The organism is Mesorhizobium sp. B2-3-2 (assembly GCF_006442295.1).
Lineage (GTDB): Bacteria > Pseudomonadota > Alphaproteobacteria > Rhizobiales > Rhizobiaceae > Mesorhizobium.
Genome location: NZ_VFWA01000007.1, coordinates 234,595 through 252,175, shown reverse-complemented (window position 1 = coordinate 252,175; position 17,581 = coordinate 234,595). Strand labels below are relative to the sequence as shown.

At 65.2% G+C, this 17,581-nt stretch carries 19 protein-coding genes and 1 pseudogene; 8 read left to right on the top strand and 12 right to left on the bottom strand.

What is annotated here, in order from left to right:
• Positions 1-98: 98 nt before the first annotated feature.
• Complete coding sequence (gene mbfA, locus FJ964_RS18785) at positions 99-1,082, bottom strand: iron exporter MbfA (protein ID WP_140491779.1); 984 nt, start codon at positions 1,080-1,082, stop codon at positions 99-101.
• A 175-nt stretch (positions 1,083-1,257) separates the two neighbouring features.
• On the opposite strand from mbfA, the gene FJ964_RS18780 reads away from it, so the two are divergent.
• On the top strand, positions 1,258-1,581 hold the full coding sequence (locus FJ964_RS18780; protein ID WP_140491777.1) for a hypothetical protein: 324 nt from the start codon (positions 1,258-1,260) through the stop codon (positions 1,579-1,581).
• A 146-nt stretch (positions 1,582-1,727) separates the two neighbouring features.
• A complete protein-coding gene (locus tag FJ964_RS18775) occupies positions 1,728-2,708 on the top strand; it encodes a threonine/serine dehydratase (protein ID WP_140551769.1) in 981 nt (326 codons plus the stop codon).
• Positions 2,709-2,801: 93 nt separating this feature from the next.
• Here FJ964_RS18775 and FJ964_RS18770 read toward each other — a convergent pair whose 3' ends face one another.
• From FJ964_RS18770 to FJ964_RS18750, 5 genes are all read right to left on the bottom strand, one after another.
• Positions 2,802-3,104: a DUF1236 domain-containing protein gene (locus tag FJ964_RS18770; RefSeq protein ID WP_140551768.1), complete on the bottom strand. Its 303-nt coding sequence runs from the start codon at positions 3,102-3,104 to the stop codon at positions 2,802-2,804.
• Between the two features lie 223 nt (positions 3,105-3,327).
• Positions 3,328-4,464: an ABC transporter permease gene (locus FJ964_RS18765; protein ID WP_140551767.1), complete on the bottom strand. Its 1,137-nt coding sequence runs from the start codon at positions 4,462-4,464 to the stop codon at positions 3,328-3,330.
• Positions 4,461-5,381, bottom strand: a complete 921-nt coding sequence (locus tag FJ964_RS18760; RefSeq protein ID WP_140551766.1) for an ABC transporter ATP-binding protein — start codon at positions 5,379-5,381, stop codon at positions 4,461-4,463. The genes FJ964_RS18765 and FJ964_RS18760 overlap by 4 nt, the downstream gene beginning before the upstream one ends.
• Complete coding sequence (locus FJ964_RS18755) at positions 5,378-6,331, bottom strand: HlyD family efflux transporter periplasmic adaptor subunit (RefSeq protein WP_140551765.1); 954 nt, start codon at positions 6,329-6,331, stop codon at positions 5,378-5,380. Before FJ964_RS18755 ends, FJ964_RS18760 begins: the two co-directional genes overlap by 4 nt.
• On the bottom strand, positions 6,328-7,017 hold the full coding sequence (locus FJ964_RS18750; protein ID WP_140551764.1) for a CerR family C-terminal domain-containing protein: 690 nt from the start codon (positions 7,015-7,017) through the stop codon (positions 6,328-6,330). Before FJ964_RS18750 ends, FJ964_RS18755 begins: the two co-directional genes overlap by 4 nt.
• Positions 7,018-7,108: 91 nt before the next feature.
• Here FJ964_RS18750 and FJ964_RS18745 point away from each other — a divergent pair.
• Both FJ964_RS18745 and FJ964_RS18740 read left to right on the top strand, forming a co-directional pair.
• A pseudogene (locus FJ964_RS18745) lies at positions 7,109-7,577 on the top strand (CYTH domain-containing protein).
• Complete coding sequence (locus FJ964_RS18740) at positions 7,574-8,512, top strand: CHAD domain-containing protein (protein WP_140551763.1); 939 nt, start codon at positions 7,574-7,576, stop codon at positions 8,510-8,512. Before FJ964_RS18745 ends, FJ964_RS18740 begins: the two are co-directional and overlap by 4 nt.
• A 21-nt stretch (positions 8,513-8,533) precedes the next feature.
• On the opposite strand, the gene FJ964_RS18735 is transcribed toward FJ964_RS18740, so the two are convergent.
• Positions 8,534-9,337 carry a helix-turn-helix transcriptional regulator gene (locus FJ964_RS18735; protein WP_140551762.1) on the bottom strand — a complete coding sequence of 268 codons (804 nt, stop codon included), beginning with the start codon at positions 9,335-9,337 and terminating at the stop codon, positions 8,534-8,536.
• Between the two features lie 114 nt (positions 9,338-9,451).
• On the opposite strand from FJ964_RS18735, the gene FJ964_RS18730 reads away from it, so the two are divergent.
• Both FJ964_RS18730 and FJ964_RS18725 read left to right on the top strand, forming a co-directional pair.
• Entirely contained in the window at positions 9,452-10,312 is an 861-nt protein-coding gene (locus tag FJ964_RS18730; protein WP_140551761.1) for an ATP/GTP-binding protein, read from the top strand.
• A 79-nt stretch (positions 10,313-10,391) separates the two neighbouring features.
• On the top strand, positions 10,392-10,991 hold the full coding sequence (locus FJ964_RS18725) for a DNA-3-methyladenine glycosylase (protein WP_140551783.1): 600 nt from the start codon (positions 10,392-10,394) through the stop codon (positions 10,989-10,991).
• A gap of 39 nt (positions 10,992-11,030) precedes the next feature.
• Here the strand turns inward: FJ964_RS18725 and FJ964_RS18720 are convergent, their stop codons facing one another.
• From FJ964_RS18720 to FJ964_RS18705, 4 genes are all read right to left on the bottom strand, one after another.
• Entirely contained in the window at positions 11,031-12,764 is a 1,734-nt protein-coding gene (locus FJ964_RS18720; RefSeq protein ID WP_140551760.1) for a SulP family inorganic anion transporter, read from the bottom strand.
• A 67-nt stretch (positions 12,765-12,831) separates the two neighbouring features.
• Positions 12,832-13,110: a helix-turn-helix transcriptional regulator gene (locus FJ964_RS18715; protein WP_140491757.1), complete on the bottom strand. Its 279-nt coding sequence runs from the start codon at positions 13,108-13,110 to the stop codon at positions 12,832-12,834.
• Between the two features lie 290 nt (positions 13,111-13,400).
• Complete coding sequence (locus tag FJ964_RS18710) at positions 13,401-14,102, bottom strand: phosphatase PAP2 family protein (RefSeq protein WP_140551759.1); 702 nt, start codon at positions 14,100-14,102, stop codon at positions 13,401-13,403.
• 31 nt (positions 14,103-14,133) lie between these two features.
• Entirely contained in the window at positions 14,134-14,472 is a 339-nt protein-coding gene (locus FJ964_RS18705; RefSeq protein WP_140551758.1) for a hypothetical protein, read from the bottom strand.
• A 160-nt stretch (positions 14,473-14,632) separates the two neighbouring features.
• Here FJ964_RS18705 and FJ964_RS18700 point away from each other — a divergent pair, with 160 nt between their 5' ends.
• Positions 14,633-16,024: a sensor histidine kinase gene (locus FJ964_RS18700; protein ID WP_140551757.1), complete on the top strand. Its 1,392-nt coding sequence runs from the start codon at positions 14,633-14,635 to the stop codon at positions 16,022-16,024.
• Positions 16,021-16,677, top strand: coding sequence for a response regulator transcription factor (locus FJ964_RS18695; protein ID WP_140551756.1), 657 nt, complete (start codon positions 16,021-16,023; stop codon positions 16,675-16,677). Before FJ964_RS18700 ends, FJ964_RS18695 begins: the two co-directional genes overlap by 4 nt.
• 180 nt (positions 16,678-16,857) lie before the next feature.
• Here the strand turns inward: FJ964_RS18695 and FJ964_RS31010 are convergent, their stop codons facing one another.
• Positions 16,858-17,352, bottom strand: a complete 495-nt coding sequence (locus tag FJ964_RS31010) for a hypothetical protein (protein WP_181172515.1) — start codon at positions 17,350-17,352, stop codon at positions 16,858-16,860.
• Positions 17,353-17,581: the final 229 nt, after the last annotated feature.

Below are 17,581 nucleotides of genomic sequence, written 5' to 3'. Positions count from 1 at the left end.
ACCCGCGCCGAAGGGCACCCCGCATTGGCCCTTACTTCTCCTCTTGCGCTCCGACCCTAATAACGCAACAGGCCCACAAGGGGAGAAGGAAGAAGCGCCTAAGCGTTCCCGATCAGCACGCCCGCCGCGAACACCAGCGCGCCGCCGAGCACCACCTGGAAGGCGGCGCGCAGGAAGGGTGTCTGCATGTAGCGGTTCTGGACGAAGGCGATCGCCCAGAGTTCGAAGAACACCACCACGGCGGCAACCGCTGTCGCCGTCCAGAAATGCGGGATGAGGTAAGGCAGCGCATGGCCGAGGCCGCCGAGCGTCGTCATGATGCCCACGGTCAGGCCGCGCTTGACCGGCGAACCCCGGCCCGACAGCTTGCCGTCGTCGGAGGCGACCTCGGTGAAGCCCATCGAGATGCCGGCGCCGATCGAGGCGGCGAGGCCGACGAGAAGCGTCTGCCAGGTGTCGTGCGTGGCAAAGGCGGCGGCGAAGATCGGCGCCAGCGTCGATACCGAACCGTCCATCAGTCCGGCCAGTCCCGGCTGCACATAGGTGAGGATGAACTGGCGCTGCTCGGCCGTCGCCTCCTCGACCTTCACGGTGCCCGGCACGTGCTGCTGCTCCAACCGCTGCGCCATGCTCTCATGGCTCTGTTCCGCCGCCGCCAGTTCGTCGAGCAGCTTTCTGGTCGAGGCATCGGTGGTGCGCCTGGCCGCCTCGACATAGAACAGATAGGCCTGCCGCTCCATCGCCTCGGCCTGGCGGCGTACCTGCTCGATGCCGAGCGGCTTGACCAGCCAGTCGGGCTTGCGCTCGTAATAACCCTTCACATGCTCGCGCCGGATCAGCGGAATGCGCTCGCCGAAACGCCTGCGGAAAAGCTCGATCAGCGCGTCGCGATGACCGTCCTCCTCCTCGGCCATGTCCTCGAACATCTTGGCTGATTGCGGAAAATCCTCCGCCAGCCCATCCGCATAGGCGCGATAGATGCGACCGTCGTCTTCTTCCGACGAGATGGCAAGCGCCAGGATCTCCTGTTCGGAGAGCGAATCGAAGGAACGGCGGCCGAAGCCGAAAACACGGGAAAGCATGAGGAAATCACCCTAGTTTAGAATTGTTCTAAACTAAAGTTTGCCGCCGCATCGGTCAATCGTGTGCCTGGGGGCCGGTCAAGATTTGTTGAAGCAGCTATCCGGCGCCGGCCCTTCATTATTGGCAAATGTTCACTTATATGACGGAACTCAAGCCAACAACCGAGGAAGTTCGATGACAGCAAAGCCGCACGCCCATCACTTCGACCCGAAACCTGTCCTCGACCTCATCGCCAGCATTGAGGCCGATCTGCAGCGCCTGAAAGGCCTGGTCGAGCAGCAGATCGAGAAGTTCGACCCGGCCAACCCGCACAACAAGACCCTCGACGGCAAGCTGACCGAGGAAGGCGTCGAGTGCTGCTACCGCATGTTCGACGAAGGCAAGTCGCGCTATTCGGTCTCCCAGCAGATGAAGATTTCCTTCGCCGCCGCCACCCATCGCTTCAACGCCTGGCGCAAGGCCGGCGGCAACAAGCGGCAGCGGACGTTGTTGGGGTGAGGGTTGAACTGGACGGACCGGCAGGCAGGTGACGGCCAGCACTGCTGGCCGTCGTGACCCCAAACCTTGTGACGGTTACATTTTTTTGTTGGCCTCGCGCGGCCCTTTGCGTGCACCATGGCCGAACCACATCTACAGGACCCGCCATGACCACGCCTCCCGGCATCGCCGATATCCACGCCGCCGCCGCCCGGCTCTCCGGCCTTATCGTCGAGACGCCACTGATCGAATCGCCCGAGCTCAACAGCCGCTTCGGCGGTCGCATCCTGTTCAAGCCGGAAACGCTGCAGCGTACCGGCTCGTTCAAGTTCCGCGGCGCCTACAACAAGCTGTCCTCGCTATCGGCCGAGGAGCGCGGCCGCGGCGTGGTCGCCTTTTCCTCGGGCAATCATGCGCAAGGCGTTGCCGCTTCCGCCGCCATGTTCGGCGTCAGGGCGGTCATCGCCATGCCGTCGGACGCCCCGGCCGTGAAGATCGGAAATGTCCGCAAGATGGGCGCCGAAGTGGTCGCCTTCGATCGCGTCCGCGAAGACCGCGTGGCCGTGGTTCGGCCTTACGTGGAGAAGGGCATGGTCCTGGTGCCGCCCTATGACGATCCCGCCATCATCGCTGGCCAGGGCACGATCGGCCTCGAACTGCTGCGTCAGGCCAAGGCGCATGGCGTGAACCTCGACGCCGTCATCGTTCCCTGTGGCGGTGGCGGGCTGAGCAGCGGGATTTCGATCGCGGTCAAGGACGGTTCGCCCGCCACCGCCGTCTGGGCGGCAGAGCCGGAATTTTTCGACGACACCAGCCGGTCGCTGGCCGAGGGCGCCAGGGTAGCGAACGAGCCCGGCCACACCTCGATCTGCGACGCGCTTCTCGTCGCCGAGCCGGGCGCGCTCACCTTCGAGATCAATCGCAGGACGCTGGCCGGCGGCATTGCCGTCTCGGAGGAGGCGACGAAGCAGGCCATGCGCGACGCCATGGCCCATCTCAAGCTGGTCGTGGAGCCCGGCGGCTGCGTCGGGCTGGCGGCGCTCTCGTCGGGTAGGATCGACCTGGCCGGCAAATGCGTGGCCGTGGTGCTCTCTGGCGGCAATGTCGATTTCGACGCCTATGCCAAGATCATGGCTGCTGCCGCCTGAGGCCCGCCCCGCGTGGCAGGGCGGGCAGCCTTGTTGTTTCGCAATTCCGGATGGAAACCGCTGCGCACTTTTCCTGGAATTGCCCCAGTGCCGTCAGTCGATGACCTTCACGATGCGACGGGTTCCGGGATCGACGAGGACGGTCTGACCGTTGACGACGACATAGCGGTACTGCACATCAGGGACATCGATCGCATGCAGTTCCACTGTGTCCGGCAAGGTCGAGCCGATGGCCAGTTGGACGCCCAGCAGGTCGACCGAGGCGATCGGCTTCTTGTGCACATATTCGCGGATGACGGTCTCCTGCTGCGGCTCGATGATCACGTCCTGAGCGGCGGCGGCACCGATGCCGGCAAGCAGAAGCCCGGCCGCGGTGGCGGAAAGATACAGTCTCATCATTGCCTCCATTGCTGGTCGATAGAGCGCAATACACTTGCAAGTCTGTGCTCTATCCCGTTGTTGTGATGGCATTCCGGATCCCGCCAGATGATCCGGCTGGACTTCGAGATGCCAAAGGCTTCGCTTGCACTGAGGAGGCCATCTTGGCCCGCAAGTGGCAGCGGCGAGGCTGATCGACAACGCCGGCGCAGGAGCATGGTTCCAACCTTCCGGGGGCTGTTTAGTCCAGCGTGCGGCGGAAGCGGACAAGGGCGACGCCGGCAAACAGCGCCACGAACACCATCAGCCAGCCGATCTCCACGGCCACCGCCGGCAGCTGCGCGCCCTTCAGCATGACGGCACGGGTAATGCGCAGGAAATGCGTGAGGGGAAAGATCTCGCCAAAGATCTGCGCCCAGCCCGGCATGCCGCGATAGGGAAACATGAAACCCGAAAGCATGATCGACGGCAGGAAGAAAAAGAAGGTGAGCTGCAACGCTTGCATCTGCGTGCGCGCGACGGTCGAGATCGTGTAGCCGAGCAGCACCAGGGACAGCACGAACACCAGCACAGCCGACAAGAGCAGCGTCATCGACCCCGTGAAGGGGATGGCGAACAGAAGCTTCGACGCCGCCAGCACCACCACGACCTGAACCGCGCCGACCGCCAGATAGGGCAGCACCTTGCCCAGCATGATCTCGAGCGGGCTCGAGGGCATGGCGAGCAGGTTCTCCATCGTGCCGCGTTCTGTCTCGCGCGTCAGCGCGATCGAGGTCATCATCACCATCGTCATCTGCAGGATGACGCCGAGCAGGCCGGGGACGATGTTGTATTGCGAGATGCCTTCCGGATTGTAGCGCCGGTGCACGACCACATCGAGCTGGCCCCGGGCGGCCTCGGCGGCGGCCTCCTGCATGCCTTGCGCTCTGAGCAGCGCCTGGCCGGCGACGGTGCTGAGCGTCGAGATGGCGCCGCTGGCAACCGCCGGGTCGGTGGCGTCGGCCTCGATCAGGATCTGCGGATTGTCGCCGCGCTCCACCCGCCGCGCGAAATCGGCCGGAATGGTGACGACGAAGGCGACGTCGCCGCGCGCCATCAGGAATTCGGCCTCCTCGGCACTTTGCGCCACATGGTCGAAGCGGTAGTAGCCGGTGGTCTGCAGCGCGGAGACCATGGCGCGCGTATAGGGATCGCTGCTCGTCGCCACGAGTGCCGCCGGCAGGCTCTTCGGGTCGTTGTTGATGGCGTAGCCGAACAGCACCAGCTGGATCAGCGGCACGCCCAGCATCATGGCGAAGGTGATGCGGTCGCGGCGCATCTGGATGAACTCCTTGATCAGCAGCGCGCCGAGCCGGGCGAAGGAGAAGACCGCGTTCATGCCATGTTGTCCTTCGAGCCGGACATGAACTGGATGAAGACGTCCTCGAGGCTGGTTTCGCCCGGCGCCACCGTCACGCCCTTGTGCTCCTTCTCGACATCGGCCAGCGCCGCCTCCAGCTTCTTCCTGTCGGCCCCCACGACATGCAGCGTCGCGCCGAACGGCGCCACCTGGTCGACGCCCGGCCGGCCTTCGAGCGCTTGCGCCACCTGGTCGAGGCGCGGGCCCTGCAGGACGAAAGTGGTCAGGCCGGCATTCCTGACCACCTCGGCGACGGTGCCCGTCGCCAGCATCTTGCCGTAGGAGATATAGCTGATGCGATGGCAGCGCTCGGCCTCGTCCATATAGTGGGTGGAGACCAGCACGGTCAGCCCGCCGCTGGCCAGCCGGTGGATCTCGTCCCAGAACTCGCGCCGCGCCTTGGGGTCGACGCCGGCCGTCGGCTCGTCGAGCAGAAGCAGCTTCGGCTTGTGCATGATGCAAGCGGCCAGCGCCAGCCGCTGCTTCCAGCCGCCCGACAGCGTACCGGCGAGCTGGTTGCGGCGTGTCGTCAGGCCGAGTTCCTCCAGGGTCCTGGCGACATGCTCCTCTACCGGCTTCAGCCGGTAGAGCCGCGCCACGAATTCGAGGTTCTCGCCGATCGTCAGATCCTCGTAGAACGAGAACTTCTGCGTCATGTAGCCGACCTCGCGCTTGATGCGCAGGCTGTCGGTGAGGATGTCGAAACCCAGCACCGTGCCTTCGCCCTCGTCCGGGGTCAGCAGGCCGCACATGATGCGGATGGTGGTGGTCTTGCCCGAGCCGTTGGGGCCGAGGAAGCCGACGATCTCGCCTTCCGCCACCGTCATCGTGACATGGTCGACGACGGTCTTGTCGCCGAAGCGCTTGACCAGGCCGTGCACGTCGATGACGTTCATTTCCCTGAAACCGCCAGCTCGACATCGACGATCTGGCCCGGTTGCAGGGCGCTGGCGTCACCCTCCGGCCGCGCCTCGACGAGGTAGACCAGCTTCTGCCGGTTCTCCAGCGAATAGATCACCGGCGGGGTGAATTCCGGATCGGGCGAGACATAGCTGACGCGCGCCTTCACATCCGGGCCGCAGCCGTCGCAATGGACGCGGAGCAAGGTGCCGACCTTGACCGAGGAGAAGGCGGCTTCCGGTATATAGACGCTGAGCTTCACCGCGCCGTCGGGCAGCACCGAGATGACGGGCGCGGTCGGCCCTGCCGTGTCGCCCGGATTGCGGATGACGTCGCTGACGCGGCCCGGAGAAGGGGCCGCCAGGGTGCGCTTGGACAGCCGCCACGCCGCTTGGTCGAGCGCGGCCTGCGCCTGCTTGACCTGACTTTCGGCGGCCTTGATCGTCTCGGGACGCGCCGGCAGGCCGCCGGCGGCGAGATTGGCCTGCGCCTGTCCGACCTGCGCATTGGCCGTCTCCAGCGTGGCGGAGGCGGTGTCGTAGTCGGCCTGCGTGCCAGTGCCGCGCCTGAACAGGTCGGCGGCGCGGTCGTATTTGCGTCTGGCATCGTCAGCCTGCGCCTTGGCCATGTCGACCTGGGCCTTGAGGGCGGCGATTTCTTCCGGCCGCTTGCCCACTTGCAGATCGGCAAGCTGCGCCTGCGCCTGGGCGAGACTCGCCGTGGCCTGTGCGACCGCGATTTTCGCGTCGGCGTTTTCCAGCGTCACGATCGTCGTGCCCGACGTGACGCGATCGCCGCGCTTGACGGCGACGGTCTCGACCTGCGCCACTTCGATCGGCGCCAGCAGCACATAGTCGCCTTCGACATAGCCGACGGCCAACGGCGACGCCGGTGCGCAGGCACCGATGAGCTGAGCGGCAAGCGGCAGCGAACACAGAAAGCTCATCGTCTCGATCCCTTCCGGGCGGCCAGTATGGCGCTGAGGTTGTCCGATGTGACGGCCGCCACCTTGGCGGCCTCGGCGGCGCCGATCTCGCGCCAGCCCATGCGGCGCATGACCGCCTCGCGGCCGATGCGGAAATAGATGACCTGTCCGATCAGCGTGAACACGGTGAGCCGGGTCGCCTCGCTCTCGGCCTCCTCACCGGTCGCCTGTTCCCAGAGCAGGCACAGGCGCCGATGCGTCGGCTCGAATACGCCCTCATAGATGCGGTCGAGCGCCGCGGTCGGGTGCGAGAGCTCGCGCAGCACGAACTGCACGATCTCGCCGGCCTGCGGCTGCGCCACGACGAATGCCACCATCCGCTCCAGCGCCGCGAACAGTTGCGCGCGCGCCGTCTCGGGGTTCGCGATTGCCGGCGCCCGCGCCTCGCCGAGTGCCTGGCCGGCGACCGACTGTATGGTCTCCACGATATGGTCGGCGGCGGCGAGGCGCAGCCCCTCCTTGCTGCCGAAATGATAGGCGATGGAACCGATATTGGCCTTGGCCTCCGCCGCGATCTCGCGCGTGGAGGTGCCGTCGAAGCCTTGTCTTCCGAACAGCTTGAGCGCCGCGCGGACCAGGGCTTCACGCGTCATCTCCGCGGCGGGCGGCTCGCGGCGAGGATTTCGGGCTTCGGGCGACTTGATCATGTGGCATACTTTAATCAATCGATTGATTAAAGTCAAATCGGATCCCGGACATGCTTGCCATCCCGGCCCGCGCCGGCTTTAGTGCGCGGCCATGGGCAAGGAAGTCGAGCGCAAGTTCCTGGTCTCCGGCACGGCATGGCGGGATCTGGTCGAGGCGGACATCCGCATCCTCCAGTTCTATCTCGCCGCCGCGCCGGGACGCACGGTGCGCGTGCGCATCAGCAACGGCGCCTCGGCCAGGCTGACGCTTCGGCAGTAAGGCGCGCGAGCGCGACGAATTCGAATATCCCATTCCGCTGGCAGACGCCGTGGAGATGCTCGGCTTCGCCATCGGGCGTGTCATCGAGAAGACACGTCATCATGTTAGGCATGGCGGCTATCTCTATGAAGTCGATGTCTTTGGCGGCGCGCTGGCGGGGCTTGTGGTGGCCGAACTTGAGACGCCGGACGATGTCCCGGATGAAATGCTGCCAGACTGGCTCGGCCGCGAGGTGACTGGCGAACAGAAATTCTACAACGCGTCGCTCGCCCTCGGGGGGATTCCGGAGATCGCCGCATGAGCTTTCGCATCGATCCGCGCCTGCCGCTGACCGGCGAGGTCAGGCGTATCCTGGCCGAGGAAATCGGCAAGGCGCTTACTCATCTCGACACGGCGCGTGACAGGCCGGAGCAGGGACTGCACAAATCCCGCAACCGACTGAAGAGCGTGCGCGCCTTGTTGCGTCTGGTCCGTTCCGGTGACGAAACATTCTGTCGCGCGGAGAATGAGCGTTACAGGCAGGTCTCGGCATTGCTCGCCGGACCGCGCGAGGCGACCGCCTTGATCGAGACGATCGACCGTCTGGCCGACGCCTTTCCGGGGCAAGGCGCCGGTGACGGCCTCGGCCCCGCCCGCGATCGCCTGGTGATGCGCCAGCACGCGCTTCATGCCGGCGCCGGTCTCGACGCGGCCATAGAAGCTGCCATCGCCGCCTGCCAGGAGGGCCTCGAACGCGTCGACAGGCTGTCCTTGCCGGACCAGCCGGAGCGGGCCGCCGACATTCTGGCCGAGGGCGCCCGCGCCATATTGCGGCGCGCGCGCAAAGCGCTGGACAAGGCGGCCTCGAGCGGCGAGGCCGAGGATTTCCATGACCTGCGCAAGGCGGCCAAGACCCACAGCATGCATCTGTCGCTGCTCGGCCGCCTGTGGCCAACGCCAATCAAGGCTCGTCGCAAGGCGGTCGAGAAGCTCGCAGAGCAACTCGGCGAACTGCACGACGTCTTCGTCATGCGCGCGATGCTGGATGCCGGCGGCGAGCCGCTTGGGCCGCCCGGGGATACGAAACTCCTCGGCAAACTCCTGAAGCGTTCCGAAAAGAGCCTGAGGAAATCCTGCCTTGCCGAGGCGGCCGAACTTTTCGGCGACAGTCCCAGGCGCTCAACGAAGAAGCTGGCCCGCAAGGCGCGCGACGATCTTGCCGGCGCTCCGCCTGCGGAGGAATTGGCGGCGAGGTGACGCAACGGCATTCATCGCCGGTCATGCCGGCATTGGCCGTGGGTGGCTCGCCGGGAGGGGCTGGCCCTTCATTCGCGCACCGGCATCACGCGGGTGCGGGCCGATCGGCATGATTGCGGGAAACGGCGTCGCACCGAAGGCGAACGTCCATTTGTAGCCGACCAGTGCGTCCTCCGGCGTCGTGTGCTGGTCATGATGGGCAAGCAGCCGGGCTCGGTCGGCCAGTTCTTCCGCCTCGCGCCGCACCATCTCGGCCGTTTCCGGGCGCATGCGTCTGGAGAAGCTGACGAAGGTCGCCTCGTTCTCGATATGGGTTATGGCCCAGCCGATGAAATTCTTGTTGGTCATTTCGAATAGCGGCCTGAGCGGCCCTTCGAAATTCCACTGGATCGGCGTCTCCACCAGCAGCCTTGCCGACAGGCCGCGCCCAAGCGCCACCAGGCCCAGCTCCTCGAGGTCGCGCAGATAAAGGAACATCGAGGCCTCGCTCAGCCCCTGCGAGCGCATGATGCCCTGCGGCGTGAACTTTTCCGACAGCATGACGAAGACGAACAGCAGCGCCGGCCGGCCGGCGAGCCTGCGCTCGATCTCCGGCGCGATATGGTTGACCGGTCCCGGTCCCCTGTTCATCGAGCCGAGCACGTTCTCCAGCTCGACGCCGGCGGCCGCGCAGATCTCCACCAGCCTGTCGAGCTTGCAGTTGCGTTCGTGGAAGATGCGCTTCACCGTCGGCTCTGAGACACCCATCCGTTCGGCAAGCGCGCGATAGGTGAGGCCCTTGGCCTTCAATGTCCGCTTCAGCGCCTCGAAGATCGGACCGTTCATGGAATGAATCTCTTTTGCGAGGTTTCGTATCGACTTTCGATACTAGCAGCGATCGGTCTTCCCCGGAAGTATCGAAATAGCTAGCTCTGCGCCGGCAATCACAGGAGACCAGTCATGAAGAGCCCCTCCATCCTTGTCGCCGTCGCGGTCGCCGGCATCGCGCTAGCCCTCCCGGCGCAGGCCGGCGAGGCCTGGCGCGCCACCGGTTTCGAGCAACCGGAATCGGCGCTCTTCGACGCCGCCGGCAACCGCATCATTGTCTCCAACATCGTCGGCAATCCCGGCGAGGCCGACGGCAACGGCTATCTGTCGTTGCTATCCTCCGACGGCAAGCTGATCACCCGTCACTGGGTCGGCCGCGTGGACGCTCCGAAAGGCATGGCGATCTCGGGCGGCAGGCTCTACGTCGCCGACATCACAAGAATCCGCGTCGTCGATCTCGCCAGCGGCAAGCTCATCTCCAGCATCGATGTGCCGAACGCCGTCTTCCTGAACGACATGACGTCGGATGTCTCCGGCAAGGTCTATGTCACGGACATGCTGGCCGACACCATCTACCGCATCGACGGCGACAAGCCGGTGCCGTTCGTCAAGGACGCGCTGCTTGCTTCGCCCAACGGCATCTTCGCCGGTGGCGGCAGGCTGATCTTGGCTTCGTGGGGCAAGGGCATAAAGCCGGATTTCAGTACGGCCGAGCCCGGCGGGCTGCTCGTGGTCGACCTCGCCGGCAAGACGGTGACGCCGCTGCCCGGCGCCCAGAACTTCGCCGATCTCGACGGCGTCGTGGCCAGGGGCGACAGCATCTACGCCACGGCCTATATGACCGGCACGCTCTACCGGTACAGAGAGGGCGGCACGCCGGAAGCAGTAGCGCATTTCAGGCCGGGCAGCGCCGACATCGGTACCGACGGCAAGTCGATCCTCTATGTCCCGCTGATGAACGAGGGCGAAATCGCGGCGCTGAGGCTCGATTGAGAAGCCAGATTTTCGGAGCCGACTTTACGAGAGCCTTTGCCACATGGGCCGGGCGGATCTAAAACCAGCCGCCATGAGGATGGTCGTCCGCCGCCCGCTCGCCCGTTCGGAACTGCCGCACGATACGGCCGTTCTCGCGCGCTATCTCATCGGCAAGATCGTGGTGCGGGAATTGCCCGGAGGCATTGCCAGCGGCCGCATCGTCGAAACCGAGGCGTATGTAGCCGGCGACGCTGCCGGGCACGGCTACCGGGGAATGACCTCGCGCAACCGCTCGCTGTTTCTCGAGCGCGGGCATGCCTATGTTTATCTCGCCTACGGCATCTCATACATGCTGAATGTCTCGAGCGAGGTGCCCGGAATCGGAACCGGCGTCCTGATCAGGGCACTCGAGCCGCTCGACGGCATTCCGATCATGCGGCTCAATCGCGGCATCGAGCGCCTGCGTGACCTGGCGCGAGGACCGGGAAGGCTCGCCATGGCGTTGCGGATCGACCGTTCGCTCGACGGGCTCGATCTTTGCCGGGAGGGCCCTCTCTGGCTTGCAAGCGATGGCCGCGACCCCGGCGAAATCGGGCAGGGCGTTCGGATCGGCATTTCGAAGGATGCGGACCGCCTGCTGCGATTTTATGTCCGGGGAAGTCCGTTCGTCAGCGGTTCGCGATCGCTCAACCCATGAGAGGTGCTTCCCGGCGCGTTGACAGCAAGCAGAATGCAACTACTGCGCCGCCCTTTTTCCCTCCAGCTGCGCTCGCGCGGCCCGGATCGAGGCGGCGTAGGTCACCAGCGGGCGCTTGAGGCCGTGGTTGATCAGCGTGCGCCTTGTCTGCGGCGAAGCGCCCGATATGACAAAGCGCACGCCGGCGCGCCTGGCCTTGTGTGCGGCGCCCTCGATGACATTGGCCGCGGTCGAATCGAAGAACGGCACCGCCGAGCAGTCGAGGATGAAGTTCTTGCGCTGGTCGGCGATGCGGTCGAGCACCGCGCCGACGGTCGAAGCGGCGCCGAAGAAGAACGCGCCGGAAATGCGGTATACGACGGTGTCGGCGTCGGTCGCGTCCCTGGAATCATAGACGCTCTCGCGGTCGGCGACATCCTCCGGCACCAGGGTCTGGTCGGCTTCGACGGCGATGGATTTCGCCATGCGGTCGATGAAAAGGATCGAGCCCAGCGCGAAGCCCACGACGATGCCTTCGGTCAAGTCGCGGAAGACCACGATCAGGAAGGTGGCCATCAGCACCAGGGCATCGCCGCGCGAGGCGCGCAGCAGCGTGGCGAAAGCCTGCTTCTCGAACATGTTCCAGCACACCACCGCCAGCACGCCGGCGAGGGCGGAGAGCGGGATGTAGCTGGCGAGCGGTGCTGCCACCAGCATCAGGACGAGCAGGATCATGGAGTGGATCATGCCCGAAACCGGCCCGTGCGCGCCGGCCCGCACATTGGTGGCGGTACGGGCAATGGTGCCGGTGGTGCAGATGCCGCCGAACAGGGCCGAGGCGATGTTGGCGAAGCCTTGCGCCACCAGTTCGCAGTTGGAACGGTGGCGGCGGCCGGTCATGCCGTCGGCGACGACGGCCGACAGCAAGGATTCGATGGCGCCCAGCAACGCGAAGGCGATGGCGTCTGGCAGCACGTCGATCATCCTGTCGAGGCTGACAGGGGGAAGCGCCGGCCATTGCAGGCTGCGCGGGATGCCGCCAAAGCGCGTGCCGATCGTCTCGGCCGGCAACGCAAACAGCGCCACCCCGAGTGACGCCAGCCCGATGGCGATCAACATCGCCGGCCATTTCGGCCGCCAGCGCTTCACGAAAGCGATGGTTGCGATTGTCAGCACCGCCACGAAGGTCGCCGCGAGATTGATCGTGCCGGCCGCCTCGCCGATCGCCGTCAGCTTCGGCACCAGCGGGCCTGGCTCCTTGCCGGCGAGCTTCAGCCCGAACAGTTCGACGATCTGGCCCGAGAAGATGATGACGGCGATGCCGGCGGTAAAGCCGACCGTCACCGGATAGGGAATGAACTTTATGTAGGTGCCGAGCCGCAGGTACCCGATGGCGATGAGGAAGATGCCGGCCATCATCGTCGCCAGCAACAGCCCGTCCACGCCGACCCGCGCGACCGTCGCCGCCACCAGCACGATGAAGGCGCCCGCGGGGCCGCCGATCTGGAAACGGCTGCCGCCGAACGCCGAAATGATGAAGCCGCCGATGATCGATGTGTAGAGCCCGCGCTCCGGCGTCACCCCCGACGCGATGGCGATTGCCATCGACAGCGGCAAGGCGACGATGGCGACGGTCAGCCCGGCAATGGCATCGGCCCTGAGATGTTCGAGCCCGTAGCCTTCGCGCCAGACCGTCGCCAGTTTCGGTGTGAACAGTTCGGAAAAAGTCGGCTTTGCCGGCCCATGGACCGGTTTGCGCGCGATTTTGTGGAGTGTCTGCCCGATCTCGTCCATGGACTGCCTTCCGCACTTGAAAGGCGGCGGGATCGTCGGCAGGACTGTCGGCGGTCGCCGTCGCGACTTATGCCGGCTCAGCTTTCGGATTGGGCGGCACGGCAGGCTTGAGGCGCACGCCCCGGCCGCCGCGCTCACTGGGTTGATTCTCGCCGATCAGCTCCACCCCGGCCTCGTCGAGGGCCTGGATGACCTTCATCAGCGTATCGACCACGCCCCTGACCACGCCATCGCTCGCTTCCATACGCTGGATAGTGGGAAGCGAAACGCCGGCGCGCTCGGCGAGCGTCTTCTGATCGATGCCGGCCAGCGCCCTCGCGGCGCGCATCTGCGCGGCAGTGATCATCGGCCGGGATCCCCGTCTGAGTCTGCGGATATGATGTATAATAGGATCATTATGATGTTTCAAGCATCAGGATGCACGCTTGACCCTTGATCATCATAGCTATCGAGCATTTTTCGGATACTTCCCGGGCATTGAGAGCTATGGTGTTCCATCTGGGGCAGGGGATAACGCGGTTGACCATCTTCAAGACATTGACGACATCGGCATGCCTGATATCGGTGGTCCTTCTGCTAACGGGCTGCGGACACTTGATCAACCGGCTGATCTGACCGCTTCCCGCTCGGGCGTCGTCAGGCATCGTCACGCACCACCCTGCGCCGCTGCAGGACCCTTGCCGCCAACCAGCACAGCATGGCCCAGGCAAAGCCCGCGCACCAGCCGGCCAGCACGTCCGACGGCCAATGGACGCCGAGATAGATGCGGCTGATGCCGACCAGCACCGTCGTCAGCACGGCGAGGGCCAGAACATAGATCTTCGTCGTCCGGCCATGCAGGAAGCGCGCCGCAAGCGAGCCCAATGTGAGATAGGTCACCGCCGACAGCATCGCGTGGCCGCTCGGGAAGGAAAGCGAGGTCTCGTTGACCAGATGCGAGACGAGCTCGGGCCGCGGCCGGTCGACGCCGAGCTTCAGCAGGCTCGACAGCGTCTGGCCGCCCGCCACGGCGACGAAGATGAGAAGCGCGGTCCCGGGCCTGCGGATCAACAGCAGATAGATGATCGTCGCCGCCGTGATCAGCACCAGCACGCTGGTGCTGCCGAGGCTGGTGATGTCGCGCATCGCCCCTTCCATCCACGGCGGGCCGACCGGGATACCGGGTTGGCCCGCCTGGCGGAAGGCAAGCATGATTTCAGCGTCGAAGGCGTGCGGCGTGGTGGCCCGTGCCACCTCCATCAATTCCACGAAGCCCCAGAGGCCGGCGGCGACCACAAGGCCGGCCAGCAGCACCGGGAATTCGACCCGGCTCAGCAGAGCCTTTGCCGCAGTCTTCATCGGACCTCGTTTCGCAACCATGGTTTGCCGGTCATCGCCCTTGCACATAGGGTCCGAGCGTGATCAGCGCCACGGCCGCGATCGCCAGCACGATGCCGGCCGCTTGCAGCGTATTGATGCGTTCGCCGAAGAATATCAGCGCCACCAGATTGACCGATACCAGCTGGATGACGGCCGACAGGCTGAACGACACCGACATGCCGAACTCGCGAACCAGCCGCAGCATGATCAGGTTGCCCAGCGAATAGAGCGCAAGCGTCAGCACGATCTTGCCCAGGCTGGGCGCCATCCCCCATTGCTTGGCCGCCGCCGCCGCCAGCAGAAAGATCACGGTCGAAAGACCGAGCTGAAGTAACCCCGAAAAACTCACCCTGCCCCTCGATATTGATGCCGGTCGTCCGTGCCTTGTTTCGCAAGCGCGTCGGGACGTCAAGCAGCTGCCGTGGGACCAGGCTCTTGTGTCGGCAGGACCGAAGCGCCAAAGTCGCGGCCACTGCCCTGCCCCTGCGGGTGGGGGCGAGGAGCGTGTCGTGCGATTTCTCGAAACCTTGTCGCGGCGCTGGAACGGACTTACGCTGGCTCTGCAGTTCATCATTGCCGGCGGTTTTGGGCTGCTTGCGGTGATGCTGGTGGTCGGCTTCTGGGTCACCGCGCAAATCCGCGAAAGCGTGCTCCATAATTCGGCGGCCACGACTGCCCTTTATGTCGACAGCGTGATCGCTCCGCTGCTCCCCGATCTGCGCACGAACCGCCAGCTCGATGACACCGTCAAACGGGCGCTTGACGAGACCCTCGGCCAAGGCGCGCTCGGCAAACGGCTGTTTTCCTTCAAGCTGTGGCGTCGGGACGGCACGGTGCTGTATTCGAAGGACACGGCCTTGATCGGCCGGCAGTTCGGCCCGAGCGCCAACCTGCGTGCCGCCTTCGCCGGGAATGTCGTCGCCGAGTTCAACGAGCTAGGCGACGAGGACGACGAGGAGGAGAGGGCCGCCGGCGTGCCGCTGCTGGAAATCTACAATCCAGTCCGCGAACCCTGGTCGGGCGAGGTGGTCGCCGTCACCGAATTCTACGAGATCGCCGACGATTTCCAGGCGGCTCTGGCTTCCGCCTTGCTGTCGAGCTGGCTGATCGTGGCCGGCGCCACGCTGGCGGCGCTGCTGCTGTTGTCGGGGATCGTCATACGTGGCAGCCGCACCATCGACAAGCAGCGCGGCGTTCTGCAGGGCCAGGTCTCCGAGCTGCAGGCGCTGGTCTCGCAGAACCGGGCGCTGCGCCTGCGCGTCCAGCAGGCGTCGCGCCGTGCCACGGCGCTCAATGAACGATATTTGCGTCGCATCGGTGCCGACCTTCATGACGGGCCGGCTCAGCTCGTCGCGCTGGCGGCGCTGCGTTTGGACAGCCCCGCCATTTCCGGCGAGGGTGCCTCCAGCGACAGCCGTAACGCCGAGATCGCCATGATCCGCATGGCGCTGGACGACGCGATGCGTGAAATCCGCGGCATCTGCAACGGCCTTGTCCTGCCGCAGATAGAAACGGCCGCGGCCGGCGACATTCTGCGTCTTGCCGTCGACGAGCATCAACGCAGGACCCGCAGTTCCGTGGCGCTGACCCTATCCAGGCAGTTGCCCGAACTGGGCGCTTCGGAGAAGATCAGCATCTATCGCTTCGTCCAGGAGGGGCTGAACAACGCCTACCGTCATGGGCAGGGCAAGGATCAGGAGGTGAAGGCCGGGATGACAGGCGGCAAGTTCTTCGTTGAAGTATCGGATGGCGGGCCCGGATTCGATCCGAGGCGGGCCGAGGGCCTGGGGCTCGCCGGCATCAGGGAGCGCATCGAAAGCATTGGTGGCCAGTTCGAGACCACGACCGGCCCGCAGGGAACACGATTGATGATTACGCTAGCCGTCGAGGATCAACCATGATCGCTACCATCCGTGTCGCCATTGTCGACGACCACCCGCTGTTTCGCGAAGGCGTTACCCGCAGCCTGTCGGAGATCGGCGGCTTCGAAATGGTGGCCCAGGGCGCCACGGCGCAGGATGCCGAACGCATCGCCTCGACTTTGCAGCCCGACATACTGCTGCTCGACATCAGCATGCCGGGTGACGGTCTTGCGTCGGTGGCCGGCATACTGGGTGCCAATCCCGGACAGAAGATCGTCATGCTGACGGTCTCGGAGGCCAATGCCGACGTGGCGCGGGCGCTGAACGCCGGTGTGCGCGGCTATGTGCTGAAGGGGGTCGGCTCGCGCATGCTGGCCGAAATCCTGCATGGTGTCGCGGCCGGCGAGACCTATGTGTCGCCGACCCTGTCGGCCCGCCTGCTTTCGGACCTGCAATCGCTGCAGCCGGCCAACGGCAGGACGGACCGCCTGCGTCAGCTCACCGGACGCGAGGCCGAGATCCTGCAGCTGGTGGCGGAAGGGCTGAGCAACAAGGAAGTGGCGCTGCGGCTGGCGCTGCAGGAAAAAACGGTCAAGCATCATATGACCGGTGTGCTGTCCAAGCTCAACGTGCGCAATCGCACCGAGGCGGCGCTGCTGATGCGCGAAGCGCGGGATCGGGCCGGCAGCTAATCCTGGTCGCCGCAAGGGATCCCCGGTTTGGGATAACGACACGCATAAATGAAAACCTGAAGCGCGGTGCAGCGGAACGCTCCAGGGCAAAAAAAGACGGCCCCTGTACGGGGCCGGAGCGACAAGCTCACCTCCGCCGGGGGGCGGCGGAGGTGACACGTAGAGCGGGCGATGCCCGCTCTACAGCCCCTTGAGGCGGCTTATATCCGCCGCCGTCGCAGGGCGCTCGACGATCGTGCGTCCCAGCGCGTCGGTCATTTTGAAGCGACCCTTCTCGATCTCTTCGCCGAAGCCGTTAGGGTGCTGCACCACGATCTTGTTATCGTCTATTTCGACACGATCGCCGGTTGTTGCGTTCACATGCTTGCCGGAGCTGTTGGCACCCTTCCCCTTGCCAGTGTTGCCGCCGCCATTGTTCCCGTTACCGCCGGCGTTGCCATTGTTGCCACCGGCGTTGCCATTGTTGCCGCCGCCGCTATTCCCGCCCCCACCATTTCCGTTACCCCCGTTACCCCCATTGCCGCCGTTCCCACCAGGTGCGGCTTGGGCGCCGGACGCGGCAATGCCTGCGGTGGAACCGTGAAAATCGAGGTGATAGGGGGCTATGGTCAGCGCCAGTGCCGGCACTGCTCTCAGGGCCAGCCAGCAACAATGAGCCATGATCGAGCTGCGCATCAGTCCCTCACTTGATCGGACCGGCAAATTCAGAGGCCATCTCGTGCAGGTACGCGACCATCGGCGACATGGCGTGTTCGTGTAAGTGGCCCACGACCGATGCCGCGGCAATCCGGACCTTCGCCCCGATCGGTTTAGGACCTTAGTCCGAGTTTCAAACCGGATGTGGCGCGAGGTTCGCGGTCAAGCTGGCGGGTGCACGAATGTCACGAAAGTGTGACCGATCGTC

Coding starts and splice junctions, on each gene's coding strand:
- FJ964_RS18740 (WP_140551763.1), top strand. CDS start 7,574: ATGAGCTTTCGCATCGATCCGCGCCTGCCGCTGACCGGCGAGGTCAGG.
- FJ964_RS18755 (WP_140551765.1), bottom strand. CDS start 6,331: ATGAGCTTTCTGTGTTCGCTGCCGCTTGCCGCTCAGCTCATCGGTGCC.
- FJ964_RS18780 (WP_140491777.1), top strand. CDS start 1,258: ATGACAGCAAAGCCGCACGCCCATCACTTCGACCCGAAACCTGTCCTC.
- FJ964_RS18775 (WP_140551769.1), top strand. CDS start 1,728: ATGACCACGCCTCCCGGCATCGCCGATATCCACGCCGCCGCCGCCCGG.
- FJ964_RS18725 (WP_140551783.1), top strand. CDS start 10,392: ATGGTCGTCCGCCGCCCGCTCGCCCGTTCGGAACTGCCGCACGATACG.
- FJ964_RS18720 (WP_140551760.1), bottom strand. CDS start 12,764: ATGGACGAGATCGGGCAGACACTCCACAAAATCGCGCGCAAACCGGTC.
- FJ964_RS18695 (WP_140551756.1), top strand. CDS start 16,021: ATGATCGCTACCATCCGTGTCGCCATTGTCGACGACCACCCGCTGTTT.
- FJ964_RS18710 (WP_140551759.1), bottom strand. CDS start 14,102: ATGAAGACTGCGGCAAAGGCTCTGCTGAGCCGGGTCGAATTCCCGGTG.
- FJ964_RS18750 (WP_140551764.1), bottom strand. CDS start 7,017: ATGATCAAGTCGCCCGAAGCCCGAAATCCTCGCCGCGAGCCGCCCGCC.
- FJ964_RS18765 (WP_140551767.1), bottom strand. CDS start 4,464: ATGAACGCGGTCTTCTCCTTCGCCCGGCTCGGCGCGCTGCTGATCAAG.
- FJ964_RS18760 (WP_140551766.1), bottom strand. CDS start 5,381: ATGAACGTCATCGACGTGCACGGCCTGGTCAAGCGCTTCGGCGACAAG.
- FJ964_RS18715 (WP_140491757.1), bottom strand. CDS start 13,110: ATGATCACTGCCGCGCAGATGCGCGCCGCGAGGGCGCTGGCCGGCATC.
- FJ964_RS18730 (WP_140551761.1), top strand. CDS start 9,452: ATGAAGAGCCCCTCCATCCTTGTCGCCGTCGCGGTCGCCGGCATCGCG.
- FJ964_RS31010 (WP_181172515.1), bottom strand. CDS start 17,352: ATGCGCAGCTCGATCATGGCTCATTGTTGCTGGCTGGCCCTGAGAGCA.
- mbfA (WP_140491779.1), bottom strand. CDS start 1,082: ATGCTTTCCCGTGTTTTCGGCTTCGGCCGCCGTTCCTTCGATTCGCTC.
- FJ964_RS18770 (WP_140551768.1), bottom strand. CDS start 3,104: ATGAGACTGTATCTTTCCGCCACCGCGGCCGGGCTTCTGCTTGCCGGC.
- FJ964_RS18735 (WP_140551762.1), bottom strand. CDS start 9,337: ATGAACGGTCCGATCTTCGAGGCGCTGAAGCGGACATTGAAGGCCAAG.